Source organism: Pseudomonas sp. HN2-3, assembly GCF_020691745.1.
Taxonomy (GTDB): Bacteria; Pseudomonadota; Gammaproteobacteria; order Pseudomonadales; family Pseudomonadaceae; genus Aquipseudomonas; species Aquipseudomonas capeferrum.
Window position 1 is genome coordinate 597,730 of the sequence record NZ_CP085704.1, and the last position, 24,420, is coordinate 622,149.

Consider the following 24,420-nt stretch of genomic DNA (forward strand, 5'->3'; position numbering starts at 1 on the left):
CGAGTGGCGCTCAACAGCATCGAAGAACTGGTCGAAGACATCCGCCAGGGCAAAATGGTCATCCTTATGGATGACGAAGACCGCGAGAACGAAGGCGACATCATCATGGCGGCCGAGTGCTGCCTGCCTGAGCACATCAACTTCATGGCCAAGCATGCCCGTGGCCTGATCTGCATGCCGATGACCCGCGAGCGCTGCGAAACGCTCAAGCTGCCGCTGATGGCGCCGCGTAACGGGTCCGGCTTCGGCACCAAGTTCACCGTGTCGATCGAGGCTGCCGAAGGTGTCACCACCGGCATTTCCGCTGCCGACCGCGCACGTACCGTGCAAGCTGCCGCTGCCAAGGACGCCAAGGCCGAGGACATCGTCAGCCCGGGCCACATCTTCCCGCTGATGGCCCAGCCGGGCGGCACCCTGGCCCGCGCCGGCCACACCGAGGCCGCTTGCGACCTGGCGCGCATGGCCGGCTTCGAGCCGAGCGGCGTGATTTGCGAAGTGATGAACGATGACGGCACCATGTCGCGCCGCGCCGAGCTGGAAGTGTTCGCCGCCGAGCACGGCCTGAAGATCGGCACCATCGCCGACCTGATCCACTACCGCATGATCCACGAGCGCACCGTACAACGCGTCTCCGAGCAGCCGGTGGAGAGCGAGCTGGGCGAGTTCAACCTGGTCACCTACCGCGATGCGGTGGAAGGCGACGTGCACATGGCCCTGACCCTGGGCAATATCTGCGCCGAAGAGCCGACCCTGGTGCGCGTGCACAACATGGACCCGCTGCGCGACCTGCTGCTGGTCAAGCAACCGGGCCGCTGGAGCCTGCGCGCCGCCATGGCTGCCGTGGCCGAAGCTGGCAGCGGCGTGGTACTGCTGCTGGGCCACCCGCTGGACGGCGACGTGCTGCTGGCGCACATCCGCGAAAGCGCGGGCGATGCACCGACCAAGGTACCGACCACCTACAGCACCGTGGGTGCCGGTTCGCAGATCCTGCGCGACCTCGGTGTGCGCAAGATGCGCCTGATGAGTTCGCCGATGAAGTTCAATGCGATATCCGGATTCGATCTGGAAGTTGTAGAATACGTGCCCTCCGAGTGACTTGAGGCGGCATTGACGCCCTCTACTCGAGTCCAGACCCCTGCCGAGGCCGCTTGTATGCGGCCTCGCTCTTGAACATGAGAACATCGGAATGACCCTGAAGACCATCGAAGGTACCTTCATCGCCCCCAAAGGTCGCTATGCTTTGGTGGTTGGCCGCTTCAACAGCTTCGTCGTCGAAAGCCTGGTAAGCGGTGCCGTTGATGCCCTGGTACGCCACGGTGTCAGCGAAAGCGACATCACCATCATCCGTGCCCCGGGCGCGTTCGAAATCCCGCTGGTAGCACAGAAGGTCGCCCAGCAAGGCGCGTACGACGCGATCATCGCCCTGGGCGCCGTGATCCGCGGTGGTACCCCGCACTTCGAGTACGTGGCGGGCGAATGCACCAAGGGCCTGGCCCAGGTGTCCATGGAGTTCGGTGTTCCGGTGGCCTTCGGCGTTCTGACCGTCGACTCCATCGAACAGGCCATCGAGCGTTCCGGCACCAAGGCTGGCAACAAAGGTGCTGAAGCTGCCCTGTCCGCTCTGGAAATGGTCAGCCTGCTGGCGCAGTTGGAGGCCAAGTGATTAGCGACGAAAGCGATCGTTTCAACCCGCGCGATCCAAAACCTGCGGATGCCGGCAAGCCCTCGAAAAGCGCCAAGCGCCGCGAAGCCCGTAAGCTCGCGACTCAGGCGCTGTACCAGTGGCACATGGCGCGTCAGTCGGTAAACGAGATCGAAGCGCAGTTCCGGGTCGATAACGATTTCACCGATGTCGATGGCGCCTACTTCCGCGAGATCCTGCATGGGGTCCCGGCCAAGAAGGACGAGATCGACGCGGCCCTGAAGCCTTGCCTGGCGCTGGCGCTGGAAGAGCTCGACCCTGTCGAACTGGCTGTGCTGCGGTTGTCCACCTGGGAACTGATGATGCGCGTCGATGTACCGTATCGCGTGGTGATCAACGAAGGTATCGAGCTGGCCAAGGTCTTCGGTGCCACCGACGGCCACAAGTTCGTCAACGGCGTGCTGGACAAGCTCGCCCCTTCGCTGCGCGAAGCGGAAGCCAAGGCGAACAAGCGCTGATCCCGGCGCTGGCCGACCATGGGTGAGTTCGAGCTGATCAGCCATTACTTCGCCGCCGCGCCCTGTGCGCAAGATGGTGAAGGTGTGGCCCTGGGCATCGGTGACGATTGCGCGCTGCTGGATTTGCCTGCGGGCGAGCAACTGGCGGTGTCCACCGACACCCTGGTGGCCGGCGTGCACTTCCCTGCGGTCTGCGACCCCTTGTTGCTTGGCCAGCGCTCGCTGGCCGTGGCCGCCAGTGACCTGGCGGCGATGGGCGCCACCCCCATCGGCTTCACCCTTGCCCTGACCTTGCCCGATGTCAGCGCCGACTGGCTGCAAGCCTACGCTGACGGCCTTAACCGTATGGCCCGGCGTTGCCAGCTGAGCCTGATTGGCGGTGACACCACCCGCGGCCCCTTGAGTATCACCATGACCGTGTTTGGCCGCGTGCCGGCCGGGCAGGCGTTGCGCCGTGGTGGTGCTCGCCCTGGTGACCTTCTGTGCGTGGGGGGTGAGCTGGGCAACGCCGCCGGCGCCTTGCCGTTGGTCCTGGGCCAGCGCCAGGCCGAGGCCGCACTCGCCCAGCCGCTGCTCGATCACTACTGGTCGCCTTCGCCGCAGTTCGCCCTGGGGCAGCTGTTGCGCGGGCGAGCCAGCGCGGCACTGGACATCTCCGACGGCCTGCTGGCCGACTGCGGGCATATTGCCAAGGCTTCCCGCGTGGCGCTCGAGGTGAACCTGGAGCAGGTGCCGATGTCATCCGCTCTGCAGGGTTTGCTCGGCCATGAGGCCGCCGTGCAGGCGGCCCTGACCGGTGGCGACGACTATGTGCTGGCGTTCACTTTGCCGCCGGCGCAGCTTTTATCCCTGCAGGCGCAAGGCCTGGCGGCGTTTCATGTCATCGGGCGCGTGCTCGAGGGCCAAGGCGTCAGCCTGCGTGACCGGCAGGGCCAGGACATCACCCCGCGGCAACGCGGCTATCAACATTTTAGGGAGACACCGTGACCGATCACCCCAATCAGGTGCCTGCGGAGTTCGTTCCGCCCTCGGTCTGGCGCAACCCCTGGCACTTCATCGCCTTCGGCTTCGGCTCCGGCACCTTGCCCAAGGCGCCGGGCACCTGGGGCTCGCTGGTGGCCATACCGTTCATCCCGCTGTGGCAGATGCTGCCAGACTGGGGTTACTGGCTGCTGCTGGGCGTGACCATGCTGTTCGGTTTCTGGTTGTGCGGCAAAGTCGCCAATGACTTGCGCGTGCATGACCATGAGGGCATTGTCTGGGACGAGATGGTGGGCATGTGGATCACCCTCTGGCTGGTGCCGGAAGGCTGGCAATGGTTGCTGGCGGGGTTCCTGATGTTCCGCTTCTTCGACATCCTCAAACCATGGCCGATTCGCTGGATCGACCGCCATGTGCATGGCGGGGTCGGGATCATGCTCGACGATGTCCTGGCCGGCGTGTTCGCCTGGCTGGGTATGCAGGTTCTGGTGTGGGCGGTTGCCTGAGACAGGGAGCGCGTAGATGGCCATAAGGACTGTGCTGTTGGCAATGCTGCTGGGCTTTGCTCCCTGGGTGGGGGCGGCCGAAGGTGTGCTGAAGCAGGTCCATCTGGTCAGCGAAGAATGGCTCGACTACACCAACGCCGACGGTAGCGGGGTTGCCTGGGATGTACTGCGCAAGGTGTTCGAGCCTGCCGGGGTCAAGGTCGTTACCCAGAGCGCGCCTTACAGCCGTGCGGTGGGGCTGGTCAAACGGGGCGAGGCCGATGCCTGGGTCGGCTCCTACAAGGACGAGGCTGACGACAACCTCTACCCGCGTTGGCACTTCGACATGGACCATATCTACGCCCTGGGGCTGGTCGCCAAGCCTGTGCCCACACCCAGCACGGTCGGCCGGTATCGCCTGGCCTGGGTGCGCGGCTACGACTACGCCAGCTATCTGCCCAATGCGCACAACTTCCGCGAAATCCAGCGCCGCGAGGGCATTCTGCCGATGCTCGAACATGACCGAGTGGACTTCTACATCGATGCGCTGACCGAAGTCGACTACGTGCTGGGCCAGGCTTCCGAGCCTGCGCGTTTTCGTAAAACCCATGTCGCCGAGCTACCGCTGTACCTGGCATTTGCCCACAACGAAAAGTCCAAGGCGCTGCGCGACCTGTTCGACAAGCGCATGGCCGAGCTGGTGCGCAGCGGTGAATTGAAGCCGATTTTCGAGCACTGGAAACAGCCGTATCCGTTCACCACCGACAGCCAGCCGCAGTGAGCGCTACCCGCTCCCATACAGGTTCGGCGTCTTGAGGGCGGGCCTCTGCTAAGCATCGAACTTTTCGATCTTAAGCGACGGTATTCAGCCAGCGCACAGGTGCCGACCTGCTGATACAATCGCCGCAACAGAAATTTCCTACTTATGCCAGGAGCACAACGTGCCCGTCGTCTTTGTTGCCGCCTCTAAACTCCCGACGCCCTTTGCGACCTTCACCATGCATGGCTTTCTCGACGAAGCCACCGGCCGTGAGCATGTGGTGCTCAGCCTGGGTGATATCGCGGACGGCGAGCCGGTGCTGGGGCGCCTGCATTCCGAGTGCCTGACCGGCGATGCCCTGTTCAGCCAGCGCTGTGACTGCGGCTCGCAACTGGAAGCTGCCCTGCAGGCCATCGCCCGTGAAGGCCGTGGCGTGCTGCTGTACCTGCGCCAGGAAGGCCGCGGCATTGGCCTGTTGAACAAGATCCGCGCCTACGAACTGCAGGACGGCGGCGCCGATACCGTCGAAGCCAACGAACGCCTGGGCTTTGCCGCCGACCAGCGCGACTATGCCATCTGCCTGCCGATGCTCGAGCACCTGGGGGTGAAGGCCCTGCGCCTGATGACCAACAACCCGCGCAAGGTCAAGGCCCTGACCGACATGAACATCGTCGTCGCTGAACGTGTGCCGCTGCATACCGGGCACAACCCGCACAACCGTTACTACCTGGCCACCAAGGCCGGCAAGCTCGGCCACATGCTGGGCAACGAACACCAGGGCGAGGTGCCCCAGGCGTGACCCGCGCCGAGGTCAAGCGGCGCCTGGCCCTGGCCTGGTGGCAATACCTAGCGATAGGCCTGGTGCCGCTGCCGGTGATGGCCTGGGCTTTTGGTGGCGGTGATCCATTGATCCCGGTGCTGGCCATGCCGTTGTTCATCGCCGGTGCGGCGACCATGTTCCTCAGCCTGCCGCGCTTTGGCGCTTACAAGCGTGCCTTGATCAGTACCGCCAAGGTGCTCGGCAGCAGCGAGGAGCCGGCAGCCTGGATCGAGCTGGCGCGGGTGCGGCGCCTGGCCATGCTGTATGCCTGCTTCCCTGCCTGGGTCGCCGCGCTGTCGGTGCTGGTGGGGCTGGAGGCGGTGCCGCAGATTCTTCTGGCACTGTCCACGGTGGTCGTGCTCTACCTGTACCGCATTCCTCGTCAGCTGGGCTGATGCGCGTCTTCCTCTGGCTGCTGGCGCTGTGCGCCTGTGCCGCCAGCGCGGCTGAGCCGCTGCGGGTGGTCAGCCTGGCGCCTTCGATGAGCGAGATCATGCTCGAGCTGCAGGCCGATGACCTGTTGGTCGGCATGCTCGACGGCGGCGAGCGCCCGCCAGCGCTGCAGGATGTGCCTTCTGTGGGCCGTCTGGGGCAACTGAACATGGAGCGCCTGCTCAGCTTGAAGCCTGACTTGCTGCTGCTGTGGCCGGGCAGTGTCGCGCCAGCGCAGCGTGATCAGCTCAAGCGCCTGGGCATCGCCGCGTTCAGCGCCGAGCCCCATAGCATTGACCAATTGATCGATCAGATCGAAGCCATCGCCCAGCGCGTCGGCCGTGACCAGCAGGGCCGGCATTATGCGCAAACCTTGCGCGACAGGCTGCGGCACCTGCGTCAGCAGTATCGGCGTGAGCAGCCGCTGCGGGTGTTCTATCAAGTCTGGGACAAGCCGTTGTACACCCTGGGTGGCCGGCAGGTGGTCAGCGATGCCCTGGCCGTGTGCGGCGCACGCAATGTTTTCGCCGATCTGAGCCAGCCGGCGCCCCAGGTGAGCGTGGAATCTGTATTGCAGCAGGACCCCCAGGTGATTCTGGCGGGTGACCAGGCGCAGCTGGCAAGTTGGGAGGCTTGGCCACGTCTGAGTGCTGTGGCTGGGGATCGTCTGTTGGTGGTGCCGGACAAGGGCTTGGAGCGGCCCAGCGGGCAGATGATCGAGGCCACCGCGCGCCTGTGTGCGTTGCTCGACGCTAGAGCGCCGGCGTCCAGGTGACGCTCAGCAACACGGTGCGGCCTTCCTCGCGGTAACCGTGGCTGGCGCCCTCGTAGCTGTACCGGGCACGGCTGTGGCTGTGGTCCAGCAGGTTGTCCAGCTTCGCTTCCAGTTTCAGCTCATCCGTTGCTGCCCAGCTACCCCGCAGGCCGAGCAGGCCGAAGCCGGCGAGCTGGTTGCGGTTGGCTTCGTCATCGTAGCTGCTGCTGACGGCTTGCCAGCTCCCGCCCACGCTGAACGGCCCGAATGCGCGGTCCAGGTCCAGGCTCACGGTACGGCGGGCACGGCGGGCGAGGGTATGGCCGCTGTCGCGGTCACGTGGGTCGATCAGCGCCAGCCCCAGCTGGCTGCGCCACGCGCCCCATTGCTGATCGAGTGACAGTTCAAACCCGTTGACCCGCGCCGAGGCGACATTGCGTGGGATCGAGTCCTGGCCAAAGATGATCGCATCGCGCAGGTCGGTGCGGTACAGCGAGGTCTCCAGCCGGCTGTCGGCGGCAAGCTGGCTGCGCCATTGCAACTCGTAGCTTCGGGAATGCTCCGGGTTCAGGTCGGGGTTGCTGAACTGTGGGTAATACAGGTCATTGAATGTCGGTGCCCGGAAGCCTTCGCTGTAGGACAGCAGCACATCATTGTGCGTGTTCAAGGGCACGGTAAGGCTACCGCTCCAGGTGGTCTGGCCGCCGAACTGCTGGTTCTGGTCACGGCGCACCCCCAGTTCGGTGGAGAACCGCTCGCCCGTGTAGCGATGCTGAATGAAGGCGGCGCGGTTCCAGCGGCTGTCCTCGTTGAAATCGGTGCTGGCATGCACGCGGTCTTCGTACCAATCGCCGCCGATCAACAGGTTGTGCTGCTCACCCAGGGCCAGGTCGTTTTGCCAGGTAACCTGATCGCGATAGGTGTTGAACACGGAGTGCTCATCGCTGAGCTTGTCGCGTTTGTCGTCACGGTTTTCGCTGTGGGCAAGCTCCAGGCGCGAATGCCAGGTGTCGTTGAGCTGGGCGTCGAAGTAAGAGCCCAGGCTGCTGACGCTGAAGTCGGTGTAGGGTTTTTGCCCGAAGCTTTCGAAAGTGACCGGGTCAAAGCCACCGTACGGATTGTCGTATTCACTGCGCCCGCGGCTGTCGAGCAGGTTCAGGCCTGCCTCGAAGCGTTCGCCGAAGGTGTGGCTGAGGCTCAGGTTGAGTGACTTGTTACGGAACGCATCATGATCGCCGTCGCTGGCAAAGGAGGGGCCGGTGGCGTCAATGCCGGCAGTCTCGTCCAGGCTGGCACCCAGGTTGAAGCGGGTGGCGCCGTCGCCACCGGACAGGCCCAGGCTGCGCTGCCAGGTCTGGTTGCTGCCGGCGGCCAGGCGCAGGCGTGGCTGCAGTCCGGGGCCGCTACTGCGCCGGGTGAAAATCTGGATCACGCCACCCATGGCGTCGCTGCCGTATACCGCCGAGCGGGAGCCGCGCAGCACCTCGACACGCTCTATCTGGTCAACGTCGAGAAACTGCAGGCCACTGTCGCCAGAGGTAGCGTTGGCGATGCGCACGCCATCCACCAGTACCAGGCTCTGCGCCGCCTTGGTGCCGCGGATGAAAATGCCGGGCACGCTGCCGCGCCCGCCGGTGGGGGCCACTTGCACGCCTGGGACACGGGCCAGCAGGTCGGTGACGCTGGTGGGTTGCAGGCGGTCGATGTCGGCGCGGGTGAAGATGGTATTGGCGGCGCTGGTGGCGGTGCGAGACTCGACCTGGCGGTTGGCGCTGATCAGGACGTCGGGCAGTTTCAGGGCGTTGTCGCGTTCAGCGGCCAGGAGCGGAAGTGGCAGGCACAGGAGGGTGGCGGTGAAGCTCGGGATTTTCATGGGCAGTTCCAGACTATTCGCGGGACAAGCCCGCTCCCACAGGTTTGTCACTGTTCTCGAGAAGAGTGATGTACTTGTGGGAGCGGGCTTGTCCCGCGAATGGGCCGCAAAGCGGCCCCAAGGATTACAGCCCGAGCTTGGCCATCCGAGCCTTGACCGAAGCCTCGATCCCAGCCACATCCAGCCCACACTCAGCCAGCATCTGCGCAGGCTTGGCATGCTCGACATAAAGGTCTGGCAGCCCCAGGTGCAGCAGCGGCTTGGTCACCGCCTGGCTGGCCAGGAACTCGCCCACGGCAGCCCCCGCACCGCCCATGATGGCGTTCTCTTCGATGGTTACCAGCAGCTCATGGTTGGCAGCCAGTTCGAGTACCAGTGCCTCGTCCAGCGGCTTGACGAAGCGCATGTCGACCACTGTGGCATTGATCTGCTCGGCAGCCTGCAAGGCCTCGCTCAGTTGCACGCCGAACACCAGCAAGGCGACCTTCTCACCCTGGCGGCGGATGACGCCCTTGCCGATCTCCAAGGGTTCAAGGTCGCTGCTGATCGGCGCGTTGGGGCCCGTACCGCGTGGGTAGCGCACCGCCGCCGGGCCGTTGTACAGATGGCCGGTGGTGAGCATCTTGCGCAGCTCGTTCTCGTCGCTCGGGGTCATCACCAGCATGCCGGGGATGCAGCGCAGGTACGACAGGTCGTAGCTGCCGGCGTGGGTCGGGCCGTCTTCGCCGACCAGGCCGGCGCGGTCGATGGCTAACAGCACATCGAGGTTCTGCACCGCCACGTCGTGGATCAACTGGTCATAGGCGCGCTGCAGGAACGTCGAATAGATCGCCACCACCGGCTTGCTGCCTTCGCAGGCCATGCCTGCAGCCAGGGTCACCGCGTGCTGCTCGGCAATTGCCACGTCGAAGTAGCGCTCCGGGTAGCGTTCGCTGAAGTCGACCAGGTCAGAGCCTTCCTTCATCGCCGGGGTGATGCCGACCAGGCGCTTGTCGCTGGCGGCCATGTCGCACAGCCACTGGCCGAACACAGCGGAATACTTGGGCCCGCTGGGCTTCTTCGGCGCGGCGGGCTTGTCGGCAGGTTCGAGCTTGGTGATGGCGTGGTAGCCGATCGGGTCGACTTCGGCCGGGGCGAAGCCCTTGCCCTTTTTGGTCACCACGTGCAGGAACTGCGGGCCCTTGAGGTCACGCATGTTGCGCAGGGTGGCGATCATGGTCGGCAGGTCGTGGCCGTCGATCGGGCCGATGTAGTTCCAGCCCAGTTCTTCGAACAGGGTGCCTGGGACCAGCATGCCTTTGGCGTATTCCTCGGTGCGGCGGGCGATTTCCCAGGCGCCAGGCAGGCGCGAGAGCACCTTCTTGCTGCCCTCGCGCATGCTTGCGTAGGTGCGGCTGGAGAGGATCTTGGCCAGGTAGTTGGACAGGCCGCCGACATTGCGCGAAATCGACATGTCGTTGTCGTTGAGGATCACCAGCATGTCGGCGTTGACTTCCTGGGCGTGGTTCAACGCCTCGAAAGCCATGCCGGCGGTCAGGGCGCCGTCGCCGATCACCGCGATCGACTTGCGTGCACTGTTCTGCAGGCGGGCGGCGATGGCCATGCCCAGCGCTGCGCTGATCGAGGTGCTGGAGTGGCCGACGCCGAAGGTGTCGTATTCACTCTCGCTGCGACGCGGGAAGGCGGCGATGCCGTCCTTCTGGCGCAGGCTGAGCATGCGCTGGCGGCGGCCGGTGAGGATCTTGTGCGGGTAGGCCTGGTGGCCGACGTCCCATACCAGCCGGTCGTCCGGGGTGTCGAAGACGTAGTGCAGGGCGATCGTCAGCTCGATGACGCCCAGGCCGGCGCCAAAATGCCCACCGGTCTGACCCACGGTGTAGAGCAGTTCCTGGCGCAACTCGTCGGCCAGGGTCTCCAGGTCGGCTTCGGCCAGCCGGCGCAGGCCGGCAGGCGTGTCAGCGCGGTCGAGCAACGGCGTGACCGGGCGTTCGCGGGGGATCTCTTGAAACGTCGTGGGCATCAGGCGAGTCGTTATAGGTGTGAAGACGCGGCAGTTTACCCCATTGTGGGAAAAGTGCCCATTCGACCACGGGTTGTGCGGGATTGGCGTCGGTGCTTAGTTGCGGCGTTCGACGATATAGCGTGCCAGCGCCCGCAGGGGCTCGGCATTTTCCCCAAACCCTTGCAATGCGACCAGCGCCTGGTCGCGCAGTTCGATGGCATAGGCCTTGGCGGCTTCCAGGCCCAACAGGGCCGGGTAGGTCGGTTTGTCACGTGCGATGTCGGCGCCCTGGCGCTTGCCCAGGGTGGCTGTGTCGCTTTCTACGTCGAGGATGTCGTCCTGCACCTGGAACGCCAGGCCGATGGCCTGTGCGTAGGTCTGCAAGGCATCCAGTTGCGCCTGTTCGGCGCGGGCGCTGGCCAGGGCGCCGAGGCGCACGCTGGCTTCGATCAGCGCACCGGTCTTGTGCCGGTGCATGAATTCCAGGGCTTGCTGGTCCAGTTTGATACCCACCGACCCCAGGTCGATGGCCTGGCCGCCGACCATGCCCGCCGGGCCGGCAGCCTTGGCCAGGGCCTGAACCATGGCCAGGCGCAGGGTGTCGGACTGCGGGCTGAGGCGCGTGTCGAGCAGGGCGCTGAAGGCCAGGCTCTGCAGGCCATCACCGGCCAGGATGGCGCAGGCTTCGTCGAAGGCTTTGTGGGTGGTGGGCTGGCCGCGGCGCAGGTCGTCGTCGTCCATCGCCGGCAGGTCGTCATGCACCAGCGAGTACGCGTGAATCAGCTCGACCGCGCAGGCCGCGCCATTGGCCTGTTCGGCAGGCGCACCCAACGCTTCGCAGGCCGCGTAGGCGAGCAGCGGGCGCACACGCTTGCCGCCGTTCATCACGCTGTAGCGCATGGCGGCATAGAGCCGCTCGAGCTCTTTGGTTGGCGCTTCGAACAGGGGTTCGAGGGCGGCGTCGACGCGGGCCTGGCAGTTGGCCTGGTAGCTGTTGATCATGCTTGCGGCTCGGCGTCGAAGGGTTGGGCTGCCAGCTCGCCGTCGCGTTCCAGAAGAATCTGCACCTTCTGTTCGGCCTGAGCCAGTGCGCCCTGGCAATCGCGGGTCAGGGCGATACCTTGCTCGAAGGCGGCCAGCGAATCTTCCAGCGACAACTCGCCGTTCTCCAGGCGCTCGACCAGGGCTTGCAGGTCTGCGAGGGATTGCTCGAAATCGAGGGAGGCTTTTTTGCGGGCCATGGCGGCTGTCTCGGTGGCGTTCTTAACGGCGCGACACTAGCAGAGCAGGGCAAGGGGAGCAAACTTGTGAACGTCAGTCAGGCTTTGGGGCCGCAGCGCGGCCCCGCCGGTTTATCAGGCAATCTCGGCTTCGCGGGCCACCATCGCCTCGCGATACTGCGCCAGCTCTTCAATGGTCAGCACCGGCAAATTGTACTGCCGCGCATACACCGCCACCTGCTTCCCGCGGGCCATGCTGCCATCGGGGTTCATCAGCTCGCACAGCACCGCTGCCGGCCGCAGCCCGGCCAGGCGCGCCAGGTCTACCGAACCCTCGGTATGGCCACGACGGGTCAGCACCCCGCCGTTGCGCGCACGCAGCGGGAACACGTGCCCAGGGCTGACGATATGGCGTTGCTCGGCTGTCGAGCTCAGCGCCGCCGCGATGGTGGTAATCCGGTCGTGCGCCGAAACGCCGGTGGTGATGCCTTCGGCCGCTTCGATGGTGACGGTGAAGCCGGTGCCGTGGCGCGCCTGGTTGTTCTGCACCATCGGCGCCAGCTGCAGTGCGTCCACGGTGGCTTCGTCCAGGCACAGGCAGACGATGCCGCTGCAGTCGCGAATCATCATGGCCATGGTTTGCAACGAGATGTTTTCGGCGGCGGCGATGATGTCCGCTTCGTCCTCGCGGTCGTCGTCGTCCAGCAGCAGCACGGGGCGCCCGGCCTGGAAGGCGGCGATGGCGGCAGAAAGGTTGGGGAATTGCTTTTGCAGCATAGGTGACATGAAACGCTCCTCGTGAATGATCGATGAACGTCTCGGGGCGAACAAAACGCGCGCGCAGAGGCGCCCGAATGGCCCCTGCCTGACGCCTTCTTTCATCCGGACTATGACCGTCGGCTCTGGAGTCTCACCAGATCTGCTGACCCCCGGCATGGCCGGGGCGCTCGCGGGCTCATCTTTCGATTTACCGCCGGTGGGGACTTGCACCCCGCCCTGAAGACCGGCCAAGCATACAGCACAGTGCCACCCTGCTGGCAACCCGCGCGACTAAGACCTTAGGCGACCTTCGGCGGTGAAACTGAAGCAACAGAAGGGCTCCATTGCCCTCAGAGCCCGTGGTGATCCTCTAGGCGAGGGCTTGCCCCGCGAAGGAGGCCGGAACAAGTTTACCAAGACATCTCGTCGATCAATTTCTTCAGCGAGGCCGGCAACATCGGCCCATGCCCCAATCCGTCAAACCGTTCGAACCGCACCTGCAAACCCTGCACGTCGGCCAGGTCCGCTGCCAGCGCCTGCGCCGGCTGCTCCCCATCGCTTTTCATAGATGCACGCGGGCTCGAAGGCTCGTCGCCACCACGCATCAGCAGCAACCTCGGGCGGTGATCACCCAAGCGCTGTTGCAGCCCCTGGGCTTCGCCAACAATCACCCCATCACGCCACCACAACGACGGGCTGGCCGCTGCATAGTCACTGAACTCGGCCGGCCGGGTAAACAGCGCATGCAGCACCGCCAGGCCACCATAGGAATGCCCCCACAATGTTTGCCGCTGCAGGTCGATCGGCGCCACGGCGGCCACCCTCGGCCGCATGCGCTGGCTCAGCAGGTCGAAGAATGCATCCACGCCGCCGCTGGGCTGGCCGGTCAGCGGGTCACGCTGCTGCACCTGCCCGGGTACCGACGGGGTGTAGTCATAGGTCCGCCCAGCTCGGTCGATACGCTGATCGGTCTGGTAACCCACGGCCACCAGCAACGGCGCCTGGCCGGCGGCGAGCTTGCTCAGCTGTGCGCTGTCCAGCGCGCCCAGCGCGGCATTGCCGTCGAGCATCCACAGCACCGGGTAGCCTGCGGCGGGGGCTGGGCGGTCCGGTTGGCCGACCCACAGGCGGTAATGGCGCTGGCCGTCGGCCGAGTCCAGGTCCAGCTGGCTGAAGCGGTAGGCCAGGTCCTGGCGCTGCAGCAGTGAAGTGTCCATCTTCTGCTCGCGTTCCGGCTTCGCCAAAGCGGCGGGCGCAGCCAGGGCCAGCGCCATGGCCAGGTACAGGGGCATCTTGCTCATCGGGGAATCTCGCTCGGTCGTATAGGGTGGTCAACGGCTGATAAACACCTGCCGGCCGGTCTGGCGAACCTGCAGCCTGTAGGTTTGCGCCAGCATGGCCAAGGCCAGTGGCAAGTCATCGACCGGGAACGTGCCAGACACCCGCAGCTCGCCCAGGGCAGGGTCGCATTCAAGGTGCTGGTCGGTGTAGCGCGTCAGTTCTTGCGTCCACTGGCGCAGCGGCATGTCGTCGGCCACCAGCAGCCCGTTACGCCAAGCCAGGGTGGTTTCCCGCACCGCCTCGATGCTGCCCAGGTGCTCACGGCTGAAGCGCACTTGTTGCCCGGCCTGGATGATGTGCTCGCCTGGCGCCACGCTGGCGCGCTCAGGGCGTACCTGCACAGCACCTTCATAAACGGCGACCACGGTTTCATCGGCCAGTTGGCGCACGCTGAACCGCGTGCCCAGGGCAAGCAACTGGCCCTGTTGGGTTCGCGCCAGGAGTGGGCGGGGGTCGGCAGCGGTAACGATGTACAGCTCGCCCCGGCGCAGGTGCAGCAAGCGTTGCGCGCTATCGAACAGCACGTCCACCGCGCTGTCGCTGTTGAGGGTGATCTGCGTGCCGTCGGCCAGCCGTGCGTGCTGGCGCTCGCCCAGCGACGTCCGGTAGTCGCCGGCCTGCGAGCGCCATGCCCACCAACTGAGGGGGGCGGCGCCCATCAGCAGGAGCAGCCCGCGCAGCACGGCGCGCCTGCCCGTCGGGCGGTCCAAGGTCTGCTTGGCCAGCGTGGGCGGCACGCTGCCCAGGCGCGTGAGCAGGTGCTGCGCCCGTTTCCACGCGCGCTCGTGGTCGGCACTGGCAAGCCGCCAGCGCTCCAGCTCGCGCTGTTGGGCCGGCAGCAACGGCCCCTCCTGCATCAGCATCAGCCAGGAGGCCGCCTGGGCAAGCACCTGCTGGGGGATGGCAGCGTCAAGCGTGGTAGTGCCGCTATTCATCGGGCATCTGCGTCAGGCAGGTGAGGTAGGCCTCGTGGATGTACTTCTTGACGGTCGGCAATGCGATGTTCAGGGCTACGGCGATGTCCTTCTGCTTCATGCCGTCCAGCGTCGCCATCAGAAACGCCTGCCTGACCCGTGGGCGCAAGGTGTCGAGCAGCGCATCGATCTCGTGCAAGGTTTCCAGGATCACGCTTTGCAGCTCAGGCGAAGGGTGCTCGGGTTCTGGCAGCAGCAGCAGGGCTTCGAGCCAGGCGCGTTCCAGCGACTGCCGGCGGCGCCAACTGACCAGTACGCAATTGGCGATGCGGGTCAGGTAGGCGCGTGGCTGGCGGATCGGTTCGGCCCGCGCGCCCTCTCGGCTGGTCAGCACCCGCAAGAAGATATCGTGCGCCAGATCATCGGCCACGCCGCGCCCCCACGACCTCAGCCGGTAGGCGAGCCAGTTGCGTAACCAGGCGTGATTCTCGATGTACAGCGTCTCGACGCTGCACGGCTCGGTACTGTTCGGCGGGGAAAAGGGCGCATTCATCGTCGGTTGAATCGGTACATGACGGTCGCAAATGAAAACCATTATCACTAGAATTGCTCAGATCACAAGGCCGAATCGGTAAATTCAGCCGGTGCTCATGCCCCCATATCCTTTTTTCGATCTCGTGCGACAGAGGAGGTAACAGCCCGCAGCCAGTGGTGGGCGCAAACCCTACGAGCGAGATAAGCATGCTCCCAGTACGTTGTCCTTCACCTGCTCCGCGCCCTCGACTTTGCCTGGCGCCCATCACGTTTGCCCTGCGTTGCACGATGATCGGCTGCTGCGGCGCCGGCCTGTTGAACAGCAGCCTGGCCCTGGCACAGAACACCGGCACGGCTGCGCTCGCCGCCACCCGCCTGGACGATGCCACACCGCGTGACTACAACATTGCCCCGGGCCCGCTGGGCGCAGCCCTGGGCAGCTTCACCAGCCAGTCCGGGCTACTGCTGTCCTACGACCCTGAGTTGACCCGTGGGCGTACGGCGCCGGCCTTGAAGGGCCGGTATACAGTCAGCGAGGGTATCCAGCGGTTGCTGGCCAACGCCGGGTTGCAACTGGTGCCGAGCTCGACCGGGAGCTACGTGCTGATCGCCCAGCGTGCTGCGCCGAATGCGGCGGCCGAGTTATCGCCGACGATGGTCGAGGCCGCCGCCCAGGGGCCAGAGGCGGATACCTACAGGGCGCCACGCTCTTCGGTGCACCTGAACAGCGAACAGATCGACCGCTTCGGCCGTGTTTCCGCAGGCGATCTGCTCAACGGCGTGCCCGGCGTGCAGGTCGGTGATACGCGCAATGGCGGTGCCCTGGACGTCAACATCCGCGGTATCCAGGGGCAGAGCCGGGTGGCAGTCAAGGTCGATGGTTCGGAGCAGGCCCTGGACGTCTATCGCGGTTATGGCGGCACCCAGCAACGCAGTTACATCGACCCCGACCTGATCAGCAGCCTGACCGTGAACAAAGGCCCGTCGACCAAGTCTGGGGCGATTGGCGGCACGGTTGAAATGCAGACCATCGGCGTGCAGGACATTCTGGTCGACGGCAACCAGGTCGGCGTGCGCCTCAAGGGCGACCTCTGGGACAACGGCGTAGCCCCCGCTCATCGCAGCGCCAGCGCCAAGGATGAAAACCTCACCGCGCCACCCCGCGACAACCGCGCCAGCCTGTTCGGCTCCGAGGCTGAATCTGGCAGTGCCGCGTTTGCCTTCACCAGCGAGCGCCTGGACGTGGTGGCGGCATATGCGCACCGCAATCAAGGTAACTATTTCTCCGGCAAGAAGGGCCAGGATCGCTACCGCATCTATAACCAGTACGGCAGTGAACAGCCCAGCGTGGCGAGCACCTACAACGCGGGCGAGGAAGTGCTCAACTCTTCCTCGAAAACCGACTCGTACCTGCTCAAGGCCACCTGGCGCATCGCCGACGATCACACCTTGGACTTGGGCTACCGCCGCTACGATGGGCGCAGCGCCGAAATCATGCCTTCTGACATCTACCGCTACGGTACTGCGGGTATCTACCAGTTCCCCCTGGGCGAGGTGAAGATCGATACCTACACCGCGCGCTATCACTACCTGCCTGCCGGCAACCCGTGGGTCGACCTGACCAGCAACCTGTGGATGACCGACGCCAAGACCAGCACGTTGAGTTCGTCATGGACTGCACCGGTTTCCCAGCTGTTTCGTACGGACCGCAGCTGGACACGCCAGGACAACCGCCGTATCGGCGGCGACCTGAACAACGTCTCCAAATTCCAGACCGCCCATGGCGACTTCACACTGGACCTGGGCGGCGCGTTCCAGCTTGAAGACCTGCAACCGCAGAAGAATGTGCTGATCACCCAGCACGACATCGATGCCAACCGCACCCTGCGCGATGCATCCAGGCAGGCGTTCAGCTTCAACGGCAAGCTCGAGTACCAGCCGATCGAGCAACTGACCCTGTGGGGTGGTGGCCGGTACAGCCACTTCCGCACCAAGGACAACACCGTGCTGGCCAGCGCCCGGCGTGAGGATCGCGAGGTGCGCTATATCTCGGCGAGCGGCCCCAAGGGCTGGGGCAGCATGACCTGGTTCCCCGACCAGAACGGCCAGTACACCGACGCCACCGACCCGCGCCTGAACAACGGCATCGTCTTCGGCAACAGCAACGAGCCGTTCAACGGCGTGCGCTTCAACGACTTCGGTGCGACCCGCGTGGAGGTCAACCCAGAAGGCATCAGCAGCGTGGTCACAGGCTACGACCACACCCCGCAGGGCAGCAGTAGCGGCGGCGGCTTCGCGCCGGCTTTCGGCATCAATGTCGAGCTGATACCCGACACGTTCTTCTACGTCACCTACACCCAAGGCCTGCGCCTGCCTTCACTGTTCGAGACCAGCCAGGGCACCCAGCAAGTCACCCCCGGCAAAAGCCTCAAGCCCGAGCGCTCGCAGAGCTGGGAAATCGGCGTCAGCGCCTTGCGCGACAACCTCTTTACCGCGCACGACTCGGCGGCGATCAAACTGGCCTTCTTCGACAACCACATCAAGAATTACATCACCCGCTACTACGACCCAAGCCCAGGTTTGTGGGGCCAGATGACCTTCAGCAACACCGACAGCTTCAGCACCCGTGGCCTTGAGCTGCAATCGCACTACGATGCCGGCCGCGTGTTCACCGACCTGTCGGCCACTTACTACCTCAAGACCGAAACCTGCGACGCGGCGTTTGCCAGCAAATTGCGCGCCACGGCCAACCCCTACCAGAAGACCCAGGACACGCCCAACTGCACCCCGGGCAGCTTCATGGGCTCCTACACCAACACCCAAAACCCGCCGCGCTTCTCAGGCAACCTGACCACCGGCCTGCGCTTCTTCGACGAGGCGTTGACGCTGGGCGGGCGCGTGACCTACACCTCCGGCCCCACCAGCACCCTCGACAAACCCTGGCAGTCCGGCGCCACCACGCCGCAGGTCGAGTACCGCTCGGTGGCACTGTTCGATCTGTTCCTCAAGTACAAGTTGCTGGAGAACACCGAGGTGAATGTTTCGCTGCAGAACCTGACCGATCGCTATTACCTGGATCCGCTGGCGCAGAGCTTCATGCCGGCACCGGGGCGCACGGTGCGGATGGGGATGGTGGCGCGGTTCTGAAGGAAGGTGAGGGCGATGGCGCAGCGGGTTTTGCCATCGTCCTGCATTTTCTGCAGGCATTAAAAAGCCGGCTTGTGGCCGGCTTCTCGGGGACGCTTCCGACTAATTTATGGTAAGCCGCAACCGCCTTAACTGTGTGGTCACAAGGACCTGATAGAGATGGCAAACGCCCGTATGGGGTGTCGCCGAGCCCTCTGGACCGCGGCTTGCGCCGGGCGGGGCTAAATGTGCCGCGTAGCATACAAGGGCTCGCGCAGGATGCCCAGCAAAAAATGGCACAGTGTGTTTCAGCCGGGGCGCTGCCGGCGGAAATGCGACCAGTGGAAGACCCAGCCGAGAATCTCCAGGCCCTGTGCCTGGCGTTGGGCGCGGGTGTAGCGCTCGACGGCGTAGTTGCGCCGGTCGTGGCTGTGCAGGTACAGGGTGCCATGCTGGCCGAGGCTGAGGTTGTTTACCCTGAGCGTGCCATTGTGCAGCAGGGCGTAGGTTTCGCCCTCGATCACCTTGGTCATGCCCAGGTCCACAGCCAAGGTAGCCTCCTGCGGGATCAGCGGGGCCATGTTGGCGGCAGGCATGGCCAGGCAGATCGCCTGGTCTGCAGCAACGCCCAAGGTCTTCAGTGCCTTGCAGGGCAGGCGCAGGTGTTTGCTGGCAACCGGGGCAAGCCGGCCGTTATGCAATTCATGCAGGGGCACTTGCAGCATCCGGCCGCCGTGGGCCGACAGCGGGGAGGGCGGGGTGTCGTGGGTGGGCGGTGGTGGGCCGCTGCGCAAGATCGGGTTGGGGTGCTTGGGGCCTTCACCACTGCGCAGCCAGCGGCGGTGTACACAAAACAGGTCGGCCATTTCGTCGAGACGCGCCAACGGAACACCGCGCTTGAACCAGTTGTTGACGTGCTGGGGTGTGACGCTGCGCTGGGCGGCGAAATCGGAAGGGGTCAAGCCACATTCGTGAAGCAGGGCTTTGAGGCGGTCACCGGATGTGTTCATGGCCGCGAGTGTAGCGGCCGTGTGCCAGTGCGGATATGAACCGGGTGTTGATGCGCTTTGTGCGAAAAGTGCTTGGTTGTAGGGCGTTGGAGTAGGGCGGCGTAGGACTTTTTACTGGTCGGGCCATCGTGAGCGCATAAAAAAACCCCGCCTGGGCGGGGTTTTTCAGCAATCGGTATCAGCCCTTGTAGGCAGCAACCGATTTGGTGATTGCGGCGCGGGCGGCGTCGGCGCCATCCCAGCCTTCGATCTTGACCCACTTGCCCTTCTCGAGATCTTTGTAGTTCGCGAAGAAGTGCTCGATCTGCTGGATCAGCAGGGCCGGCAGGTCGGTGTATTCCTTGACGTCGACATACAGCTGGGACAGCTTGTCGTGCGGAACAGCGATGACCTTGGCGTCGCCGCCGCCGTCGTCGGTCATGTTCAGGATGCCGACCGGGCGGGCGCGGATGACCGAACCTGGGGCAACCGGGTACGGGGTCACGACCAGCACGTCCAGCGGATCACCGTCGTCGGCCAGGGTGTTCGGGATAAAGCCATAGTTGGCTGGGTAGAACATCGGGGTAGCCATGAAACGGTCGACGAACAGGGTGTCGCTGTCCTTGTCGATTTCGTATTTGATCGGCGCGTGGTTGGCCGGGATCTCGATGGCGACGTAGATGTCGTTCGGCAGGTCTTTGCCCGCCGGAATCTTGCTGTAGCTCATTGGGCAGTGCCCCCGTGTTTGACCAAAAAGTGGCGGCGATTATAGGCACATTCCGCCAGGGCATGCCACGCCTGCCCTGATGTGCGGCCGCGTCAGGCGTGGCTTTCGCGGTAAGCGGGGTGTTCGGCCTGCAACCGGCCAAGACGCGCCAAAGGGTCCTGGCGGTAGAACAGCGACAGTTGCTGGTACACCTGTGGGTAGGCCTGCTGCAGCAGGTCGGGGGCGCTGAAGAAATATTCGCTGGTGACGGCAAAGAATTCCGCCGGGTTTTCCGCCGCGTACGGGTCGATGGCGGTTTCGGCGTCGGGGTTGAGATCCAGCTGGCGATTGAGGTCGTCATAGGCCTGTTGCATGGCACTCGCCCATTCATCCACCGGCATGCCGCTGTGCAGCGGCGGCAGGCCGTTGGCATCGCCGTTGAGCATGTCGAGCTTGTGCGCCAGCTCATGGATGACCAGGTTGTAGGCCTCCCACCCACCGCTGGCCAGCACACCGTTCCAGGCCAGAATCACCGGGCCCTGTTGCCAGGCTTCGCCGCTGTGCTCGCCGTCCCACACGTGCTCCACGCCGCTGGCGTCGCGGTGGCGCTGGGGGCTTTTGAAGTCGTCGGGGTAGAGAATGATCTCGTGAAAGCCCTGGTACCAGTTCAGCTCGCCCAGGTGCAGCAAAGGCAACTGGGCCTGGGCCGCCAGGAACAGGCGCTGTTCGTCGCTTGGCTCGACACCGGGCAGGGTGGTCAGGTGCTTTTCGTGCAGAAACAGGATGCAGGCTTCGCGCAACCAGTGGTCTTCTTCAGCGCTGATGCCGTCGAGTAACGGCAAGTGCTCGCGAACGGCCTGCCATTGCTCGGGGGCGATCGGGTAGCGCGCCAGGGTACGCTGGCGCCGCCAGGCGCTGAAAGACCACATGGCGGTGGTCAGTGCGCCTTGGCTGTACGGCCCAGGCGACCGCGCAGCAGGCCGAGCACCATCGGTACCAGCGACAGGAAGATGATGCCGACCACCATCAACGACAGATGCTGCTTGATGAACGGCACGTTGCCGAAGAAGTAACCCAAGGTCACCAGGCCACCCACCCACAGCAGCGAACCGGCGACGCTGAAGCCCAGGAAACGCGGGTAGTGCATGTGGGCGATGCCGGCGACGAACGGCGCGAAGGTGCGCAAGATCGGCAGGAAGCGCGCCAGGGTCACGGTCTTGCCGCCATGGCGCTCATAGAATTCGTGGGTGCGCTGCAGGTAGTCGCGGCGGAATATTTTCGAGTTAGGGTTGTTGAACAACCGCTCGCCGGCCGTTCGGCCAATCACGTAATTGGTACTGTCACCCAGGATTGCCGCGGCCATCAGCAGGCCCGCCAGCAGCACCGGGTCCATGCCGCCACCGGCCGCCACGGCGCCGGCGATGAACAGCAGCGAATCGCCCGGCAGGAACGGCATCACCACCAGGCCGGTTTCGCAGAAGATCACGGTGAACAGGATGGCGTAGATCCAGGGACCGTAATTGGTGACCAGCAGATCGAGGTAAGCATCGAGATGCAGGATAAGGTCCAGCGGGTTGAAATCCATGTACAGCACCTGTGTTCTTGGGCGTAGGCTCAGTTACCTGGGGATGGGTAAACTTTCACACATGACAAGTGGGCCATTATACGGCGAAGTGAGGATCATGCCCGGGGAGTTTGTAGCGGGGGGTTACCGGAGGCGGCATGGCCTGCACTGACCGCTTCGCGGCTGAACCCGCGAAGCGGCCGGAACAGGTCAATCCGGCTGGATCGGCAGGATGTAGCTCTCGAACTCGGTGTCCTTGCGAAACCCGATGGACGCGTAGGTCTTGCGCGCCGCCTCGTTATTGGCGCTGGTCGAAACCCGCATGCGTACGGCATTGGTCTGTTTGGCCATCTTCTTCGCTTCGCGCATCAGGTGATCGGCCACCAACATGCGCCGCGAGTCCTCGGCCACGTAGATGTCGTTGAGGATCCACACGCGCTTGAGCGACAGCGACGAAAAGCTCGGGTACAGCTGGCAGAAGCCCAGCAGCTTGCTATCGTCGTCATCGGGCAGTGCCAGATAGATCACCGACTCATCGCGTCTCAGGCGTTTTTCCAGAAAGCTGCGCGAGCTGTCCGGGTAGGGCAATTGCCCATAGAACTCGCGGTATTTGACGAACAGCGGGGTCAGCAGGTCGAGGTGTTCCAGGGTTGCCTTGATGATACGCATGTGCGGCCCTCAGGATCCATTTGGGGAAACAGCGGTTTGCAAGTCGCGCTCGACAGCATGCTGCCCAATGCGGGCGAGAAGCGCAATCCGCCTTCCGTGACATGATTTTTACTCTTTTCCGAGTAGGAAGTTTCCTTTTTGGCTGGCGGGGGTATCGCTGTCGAGGCTATGGACCTCGGCTTCGTCCTTCAGATTCACCCCGGAAAGCTGCCGGCGACAGGCCTCACGCATCAAATACAGCAGGCGGTGGGCCGCCATGCCGTAGCTCAGGCCTTCCAGGCGCACGTTGGAGATGCAATTGCGGTAGGCGTCAGTCAGGCCGACCCGTGGTGCGTAGGTGAAATACAGGCCGAGGCTGTCGGGCGAGCTCAACCCCGGGCGTTCGCCGATCAGCATCACGGTCATGCGTGCGCCGAGCAACTCGCCCACCTCGTCCGCCACCGCCACCCGGCCCTGCTCCACCAGCACCACCGGGGCGCTGGTCCAGCCGTCGGCTGCGGCCTGTTCCTCGAAGCGGGTCAAAAAAGGCAAGGTGTGACGGTGCACGGCCAGGGCCGAGAGGCCGTCGGCGACCACGATGGCCAGGTCGACACCGCCCGGGTTGGCCTCGGCATGCTGACGCAGGGCCGCAATCGAGTCTTCGTTCAGCCGTCGCCCCAGGTCGGGGCGTTGCAGGTACTGGTCGCGGTCGCTCGCGGCGCTGTGCACCACCAGGCTGTCGCGCCCGCGCTCAGTAAGTTGGGCCGTCAGCCCCGCATGGTCGAACGGCAGGTGCACGGCATCGCGGGCTTGGGCGTGGGCGAACTGGAAGTCCAGTTGTGCACCGGTCGGCAGGCTGGTGCCGGCGCGGCCCAGGGCGATACGGGCCGGGGTCAGCGTGCGCAGGGCCAGCCAGGGGTTGTCGGGGGTTGCTGTGCGATGGTCCATGGTCATCCCTATGCAAGCTGTGCCAAGGCCTGGCGGAATGCCGGCGGCAGGTTTTCACCGAAGCGCACCCGGCCATCGGCCTGGGTGAAGATGCCGGTACGCGCCAGCCACGCCTCGAATTCCGGGCCGGGCTTCAGGCCCAGGGTCTGGCGCGCATACAGCGCGTCATGGAACGAGGTGGTCTGGTAATTGAGCATGATGTCGTCAGAGCCTGGGATGCCCATGATGAAGTTGATACCGGCCACGCCCAGCAGGGTCAGCAGGGTGTCCATGTCGTCCTGGTCGGCTTCGGCGTGGTTGGTGTAGCAGATGTCGCAGCCCATGGGCACGCCAAGCAGCTTGCCGCAGAAATGGTCCTCGAGGCCGGCACGGATGATCTGCTTGCCGTTGTACAGGTACTCAGGGCCGATGAAGCCGACCACGGTGTTGACCAGAAACGGCTTGAAATGCCGGGCCACGGCGTAGGCGCGGGTCTCGCAGGTCTGTTGGTCGACGCCATGGTGGGCGTTGGCCGACAGGGCGCTGCCCTGGCCGGTTTCGAAGTACATGAGGTTTTGCCCGAGGGGGCCGCGCTTGAGCGACAGGCCCGCTTCGTAGCCTTCCTGCAACACGTTGAGGTTGATGCCAAAGCCGGCGTTGGCTGCTTCGGTGCCGGCGATCGACTGGAACACCAGGTCCAGCGGTACGCCCCGGTTGATCGCTTCGATCGAGGTGGTGACGTGGGTCAGCACGCAGGCCTGGGTGGGGATGTCGTAGCGCTGGATGATGGCGTCGAGCATCTCCAGCAGGGCGCAGATCGAGGCGATGCTGTCGGTGGCCGGGTTGATGCCGATCATGGCGTCGCCGTTGCCGTACAACAGGCCGTCGAGAATGCTGGCGGCAATCCCGGCTGGCTCGTCGGTTGGGTGATTGGGCTGCAGGCGGGTCGACAGGCGCCCACGCAGGCCCATGGTGCCGCGAAAACGAGTGACCACGCGGATTTTCTGCGCCACCAGGATCAGGTCCTGAACGCGCATGATCTTCGACACCGCCGCCGCCATCTCCGGTGTCAGGCCCGGTGCCAGCGCACGCAGGCTGTCTTCGTCGGCCTCCTCGCTGAGCAGCCAGTCGCGCAGGCCGCCTACGGTCAGGTGGCTGACCGGCGCGAAGGCCTGGGCGTCGTGGGTGTCGATGATCAGGCGGGTGACCTCGTCCGCTTCGTAGGGGATCAGCGCCTCGTTCAGAAAGTGCGTGAGCGGGATGTTGGCCAAGGCCATCTGCGCGGCGACCCGCTCGCCGTCATTGCTGGCGGCGACACCCGCGAGGAAATCCCCCGAACGAGCGGGGCTGGCCTTGGCCATCACGTCCTTGAGGCTGTCGAAGCGGTAGACCAGGTGGCCTACCGTGTGCACGAAACTTGCCATA

At 64.6% G+C, this 24,420-nt stretch carries 25 protein-coding genes and 1 riboswitch; of the genes, 10 read left to right on the top strand and 15 right to left on the bottom strand.

What is annotated here, in order from left to right:
* The first annotated feature begins 3 nt into the window (after positions 1–3).
* The 9 genes from ribBA to LJX93_RS02740 all read left to right on the top strand — a co-directional run bounded on the left by ribBA (position 4) and on the right by LJX93_RS02740 (position 6,413).
* Positions 4–1,095 carry a bifunctional 3,4-dihydroxy-2-butanone-4-phosphate synthase/GTP cyclohydrolase II gene (ribBA, locus tag LJX93_RS02700; protein WP_033703446.1) on the top strand — a complete coding sequence of 364 codons (1,092 nt, stop codon included), beginning with the start codon at positions 4–6 and terminating at the stop codon, positions 1,093–1,095.
* A gap of 91 nt (positions 1,096–1,186) precedes the next feature.
* Positions 1,187–1,663: a 6,7-dimethyl-8-ribityllumazine synthase gene (ribE, locus tag LJX93_RS02705; RefSeq protein ID WP_003255395.1), complete on the top strand. Its 477-nt coding sequence runs from the start codon at positions 1,187–1,189 to the stop codon at positions 1,661–1,663.
* A complete protein-coding gene (nusB, locus tag LJX93_RS02710) occupies positions 1,660–2,160 on the top strand; it encodes a transcription antitermination factor NusB (protein ID WP_033703445.1) in 501 nt (166 codons plus the stop codon). The genes ribE and nusB overlap by 4 nt, the downstream gene beginning before the upstream one ends.
* A gap of 18 nt (positions 2,161–2,178) precedes the next feature.
* Entirely contained in the window at positions 2,179–3,147 is a 969-nt protein-coding gene (gene thiL, locus LJX93_RS02715) for a thiamine-phosphate kinase (RefSeq protein ID WP_227696726.1), read from the top strand.
* Positions 3,144–3,647: a phosphatidylglycerophosphatase A gene (locus LJX93_RS02720; protein WP_033703443.1), complete on the top strand. Its 504-nt coding sequence runs from the start codon at positions 3,144–3,146 to the stop codon at positions 3,645–3,647. Before thiL ends, LJX93_RS02720 begins: the two co-directional genes overlap by 4 nt.
* A 16-nt stretch (positions 3,648–3,663) precedes the next feature.
* Entirely contained in the window at positions 3,664–4,407 is a 744-nt protein-coding gene (locus LJX93_RS02725) for a substrate-binding periplasmic protein (protein ID WP_095065391.1), read from the top strand.
* A 160-nt stretch (positions 4,408–4,567) separates the two neighbouring features.
* Positions 4,568–5,185: a GTP cyclohydrolase II gene (gene ribA, locus LJX93_RS02730; RefSeq protein ID WP_033703440.1), complete on the top strand. Its 618-nt coding sequence runs from the start codon at positions 4,568–4,570 to the stop codon at positions 5,183–5,185.
* Complete coding sequence (locus LJX93_RS02735) at positions 5,182–5,601, top strand: hypothetical protein (protein ID WP_047583478.1); 420 nt, start codon at positions 5,182–5,184, stop codon at positions 5,599–5,601. Before ribA ends, LJX93_RS02735 begins: the two co-directional genes overlap by 4 nt.
* Positions 5,601–6,413, top strand: coding sequence for a cobalamin-binding protein (locus LJX93_RS02740; protein ID WP_033703438.1), 813 nt, complete (start codon positions 5,601–5,603; stop codon positions 6,411–6,413). Before LJX93_RS02735 ends, LJX93_RS02740 begins: the two co-directional genes overlap by 1 nt.
* Here LJX93_RS02740 and LJX93_RS02745 read toward each other — a convergent pair.
* From LJX93_RS02745 to LJX93_RS02780, 8 genes are all read right to left on the bottom strand, one after another.
* Positions 6,391–8,265: a TonB-dependent receptor domain-containing protein gene (locus tag LJX93_RS02745; RefSeq protein ID WP_227696727.1), complete on the bottom strand. Its 1,875-nt coding sequence runs from the start codon at positions 8,263–8,265 to the stop codon at positions 6,391–6,393. The genes LJX93_RS02740 and LJX93_RS02745 overlap by 23 nt on opposite strands.
* Before the next feature lie 124 nt (positions 8,266–8,389).
* The gene (gene dxs, locus LJX93_RS02750) at positions 8,390–10,285 is read right to left on the bottom strand and encodes a 1-deoxy-D-xylulose-5-phosphate synthase (protein WP_227696728.1); all 1,896 of its coding nucleotides are present in this window, start codon (positions 10,283–10,285) and stop codon (positions 8,390–8,392) included.
* 96 nt (positions 10,286–10,381) lie between these two features.
* Complete coding sequence (gene ispA, locus LJX93_RS02755; RefSeq protein ID WP_033703434.1) at positions 10,382–11,269, bottom strand: (2E,6E)-farnesyl diphosphate synthase; 888 nt, start codon at positions 11,267–11,269, stop codon at positions 10,382–10,384.
* On the bottom strand, positions 11,266–11,508 hold the full coding sequence (locus LJX93_RS02760; protein WP_033703432.1) for an exodeoxyribonuclease VII small subunit: 243 nt from the start codon (positions 11,506–11,508) through the stop codon (positions 11,266–11,268). Before LJX93_RS02760 ends, ispA begins: the two co-directional genes overlap by 4 nt.
* Before the next feature lie 114 nt (positions 11,509–11,622).
* Entirely contained in the window at positions 11,623–12,273 is a 651-nt protein-coding gene (ribB, locus tag LJX93_RS02765; RefSeq protein WP_033703431.1) for a 3,4-dihydroxy-2-butanone-4-phosphate synthase, read from the bottom strand.
* Between the two features lie 80 nt (positions 12,274–12,353).
* Positions 12,354–12,495: riboswitch (FMN riboswitch) on the bottom strand.
* Between the two features lie 161 nt (positions 12,496–12,656).
* On the bottom strand, positions 12,657–13,547 hold the full coding sequence (locus LJX93_RS02770; protein ID WP_227696729.1) for an alpha/beta hydrolase: 891 nt from the start codon (positions 13,545–13,547) through the stop codon (positions 12,657–12,659).
* A gap of 30 nt (positions 13,548–13,577) precedes the next feature.
* Entirely contained in the window at positions 13,578–14,522 is a 945-nt protein-coding gene (locus LJX93_RS02775) for a FecR domain-containing protein (protein WP_033703429.1), read from the bottom strand.
* The gene (locus tag LJX93_RS02780; RefSeq protein ID WP_033703427.1) at positions 14,515–15,054 is read right to left on the bottom strand and encodes a sigma-70 family RNA polymerase sigma factor; all 540 of its coding nucleotides are present in this window, start codon (positions 15,052–15,054) and stop codon (positions 14,515–14,517) included. Before LJX93_RS02780 ends, LJX93_RS02775 begins: the two co-directional genes overlap by 8 nt.
* Positions 15,055–15,242: 188 nt before the next feature.
* On the opposite strand from LJX93_RS02780, the gene LJX93_RS02785 reads away from it, so the two are divergent.
* Entirely contained in the window at positions 15,243–18,182 is a 2,940-nt protein-coding gene (locus LJX93_RS02785; RefSeq protein WP_227696731.1) for a TonB-dependent receptor, read from the top strand.
* Positions 18,183–18,469: 287 nt separating this feature from the next.
* Here the strand turns inward: LJX93_RS02785 and LJX93_RS02790 are convergent, their stop codons facing one another.
* The 7 genes from LJX93_RS02790 to LJX93_RS02820 form a co-directional block, all read right to left on the bottom strand.
* On the bottom strand, positions 18,470–19,171 hold the full coding sequence (locus LJX93_RS02790) for an XRE family transcriptional regulator (RefSeq protein ID WP_227696732.1): 702 nt from the start codon (positions 19,169–19,171) through the stop codon (positions 18,470–18,472).
* Positions 19,172–19,349: 178 nt separating this feature from the next.
* Positions 19,350–19,877, bottom strand: coding sequence for an inorganic diphosphatase (gene ppa / locus LJX93_RS02795; protein WP_016497835.1), 528 nt, complete (start codon positions 19,875–19,877; stop codon positions 19,350–19,352).
* A gap of 92 nt (positions 19,878–19,969) precedes the next feature.
* Complete coding sequence (locus LJX93_RS02800) at positions 19,970–20,785, bottom strand: zinc-dependent peptidase (protein WP_033703418.1); 816 nt, start codon at positions 20,783–20,785, stop codon at positions 19,970–19,972.
* A gap of 8 nt (positions 20,786–20,793) precedes the next feature.
* Positions 20,794–21,441, bottom strand: coding sequence for a DedA family protein (locus LJX93_RS02805; protein WP_033703417.1), 648 nt, complete (start codon positions 21,439–21,441; stop codon positions 20,794–20,796).
* A gap of 189 nt (positions 21,442–21,630) precedes the next feature.
* Complete coding sequence (locus LJX93_RS02810) at positions 21,631–22,089, bottom strand: GNAT family N-acetyltransferase (protein WP_033703415.1); 459 nt, start codon at positions 22,087–22,089, stop codon at positions 21,631–21,633.
* Between the two features lie 108 nt (positions 22,090–22,197).
* Positions 22,198–23,016 carry an ethanolamine ammonia-lyase subunit EutC gene (eutC, locus tag LJX93_RS02815; protein ID WP_033703509.1) on the bottom strand — a complete coding sequence of 273 codons (819 nt, stop codon included), beginning with the start codon at positions 23,014–23,016 and terminating at the stop codon, positions 22,198–22,200.
* An 8-nt stretch (positions 23,017–23,024) separates the two neighbouring features.
* A complete protein-coding gene (locus LJX93_RS02820; RefSeq protein ID WP_227696733.1) occupies positions 23,025–24,419 on the bottom strand; it encodes an ethanolamine ammonia-lyase subunit EutB in 1,395 nt (464 codons plus the stop codon).
* Between the last annotated feature and the right edge of the window lies 1 nt (position 24,420).

Excerpts from the sequence above, each read along its gene's own strand:
- ribE (WP_003255395.1), top strand. The coding sequence starts at position 1,187 with ATGACCCTGAAGACCATCGAAGGTACCTTCATCGCCCCCAAAGGTCGC.
- thiL (WP_227696726.1), top strand. The coding sequence starts at position 2,179 with ATGGGTGAGTTCGAGCTGATCAGCCATTACTTCGCCGCCGCGCCCTGT.
- LJX93_RS02725 (WP_095065391.1), top strand. The coding sequence starts at position 3,664 with ATGGCCATAAGGACTGTGCTGTTGGCAATGCTGCTGGGCTTTGCTCCC.
- LJX93_RS02740 (WP_033703438.1), top strand. The coding sequence starts at position 5,601 with ATGCGCGTCTTCCTCTGGCTGCTGGCGCTGTGCGCCTGTGCCGCCAGC.
- LJX93_RS02745 (WP_227696727.1), bottom strand. The coding sequence starts at position 8,265 with ATGAAAATCCCGAGCTTCACCGCCACCCTCCTGTGCCTGCCACTTCCG.
- dxs (WP_227696728.1), bottom strand. The coding sequence starts at position 10,285 with ATGCCCACGACGTTTCAAGAGATCCCCCGCGAACGCCCGGTCACGCCG.
- ispA (WP_033703434.1), bottom strand. The coding sequence starts at position 11,269 with ATGATCAACAGCTACCAGGCCAACTGCCAGGCCCGCGTCGACGCCGCC.
- LJX93_RS02760 (WP_033703432.1), bottom strand. The coding sequence starts at position 11,508 with ATGGCCCGCAAAAAAGCCTCCCTCGATTTCGAGCAATCCCTCGCAGAC.
- ribB (WP_033703431.1), bottom strand. The coding sequence starts at position 12,273 with ATGTCACCTATGCTGCAAAAGCAATTCCCCAACCTTTCTGCCGCCATC.
- LJX93_RS02770 (WP_227696729.1), bottom strand. The coding sequence starts at position 13,547 with ATGAGCAAGATGCCCCTGTACCTGGCCATGGCGCTGGCCCTGGCTGCG.
- LJX93_RS02775 (WP_033703429.1), bottom strand. The coding sequence starts at position 14,522 with ATGAATAGCGGCACTACCACGCTTGACGCTGCCATCCCCCAGCAGGTG.
- LJX93_RS02780 (WP_033703427.1), bottom strand. The coding sequence starts at position 15,054 with ATGAATGCGCCCTTTTCCCCGCCGAACAGTACCGAGCCGTGCAGCGTC.
- LJX93_RS02785 (WP_227696731.1), top strand. The coding sequence starts at position 15,243 with ATGCTCCCAGTACGTTGTCCTTCACCTGCTCCGCGCCCTCGACTTTGC.
- LJX93_RS02790 (WP_227696732.1), bottom strand. The coding sequence starts at position 19,171 with ATGAACACATCCGGTGACCGCCTCAAAGCCCTGCTTCACGAATGTGGC.
- ppa (WP_016497835.1), bottom strand. The coding sequence starts at position 19,877 with ATGAGCTACAGCAAGATTCCGGCGGGCAAAGACCTGCCGAACGACATC.
- LJX93_RS02800 (WP_033703418.1), bottom strand. The coding sequence starts at position 20,785 with ATGTGGTCTTTCAGCGCCTGGCGGCGCCAGCGTACCCTGGCGCGCTAC.
- LJX93_RS02805 (WP_033703417.1), bottom strand. The coding sequence starts at position 21,441 with ATGGATTTCAACCCGCTGGACCTTATCCTGCATCTCGATGCTTACCTC.
- LJX93_RS02810 (WP_033703415.1), bottom strand. The coding sequence starts at position 22,089 with ATGCGTATCATCAAGGCAACCCTGGAACACCTCGACCTGCTGACCCCG.
- eutC (WP_033703509.1), bottom strand. The coding sequence starts at position 23,016 with ATGGACCATCGCACAGCAACCCCCGACAACCCCTGGCTGGCCCTGCGC.
- LJX93_RS02820 (WP_227696733.1), bottom strand. The coding sequence starts at position 24,419 with ATGGCAAGTTTCGTGCACACGGTAGGCCACCTGGTCTACCGCTTCGAC.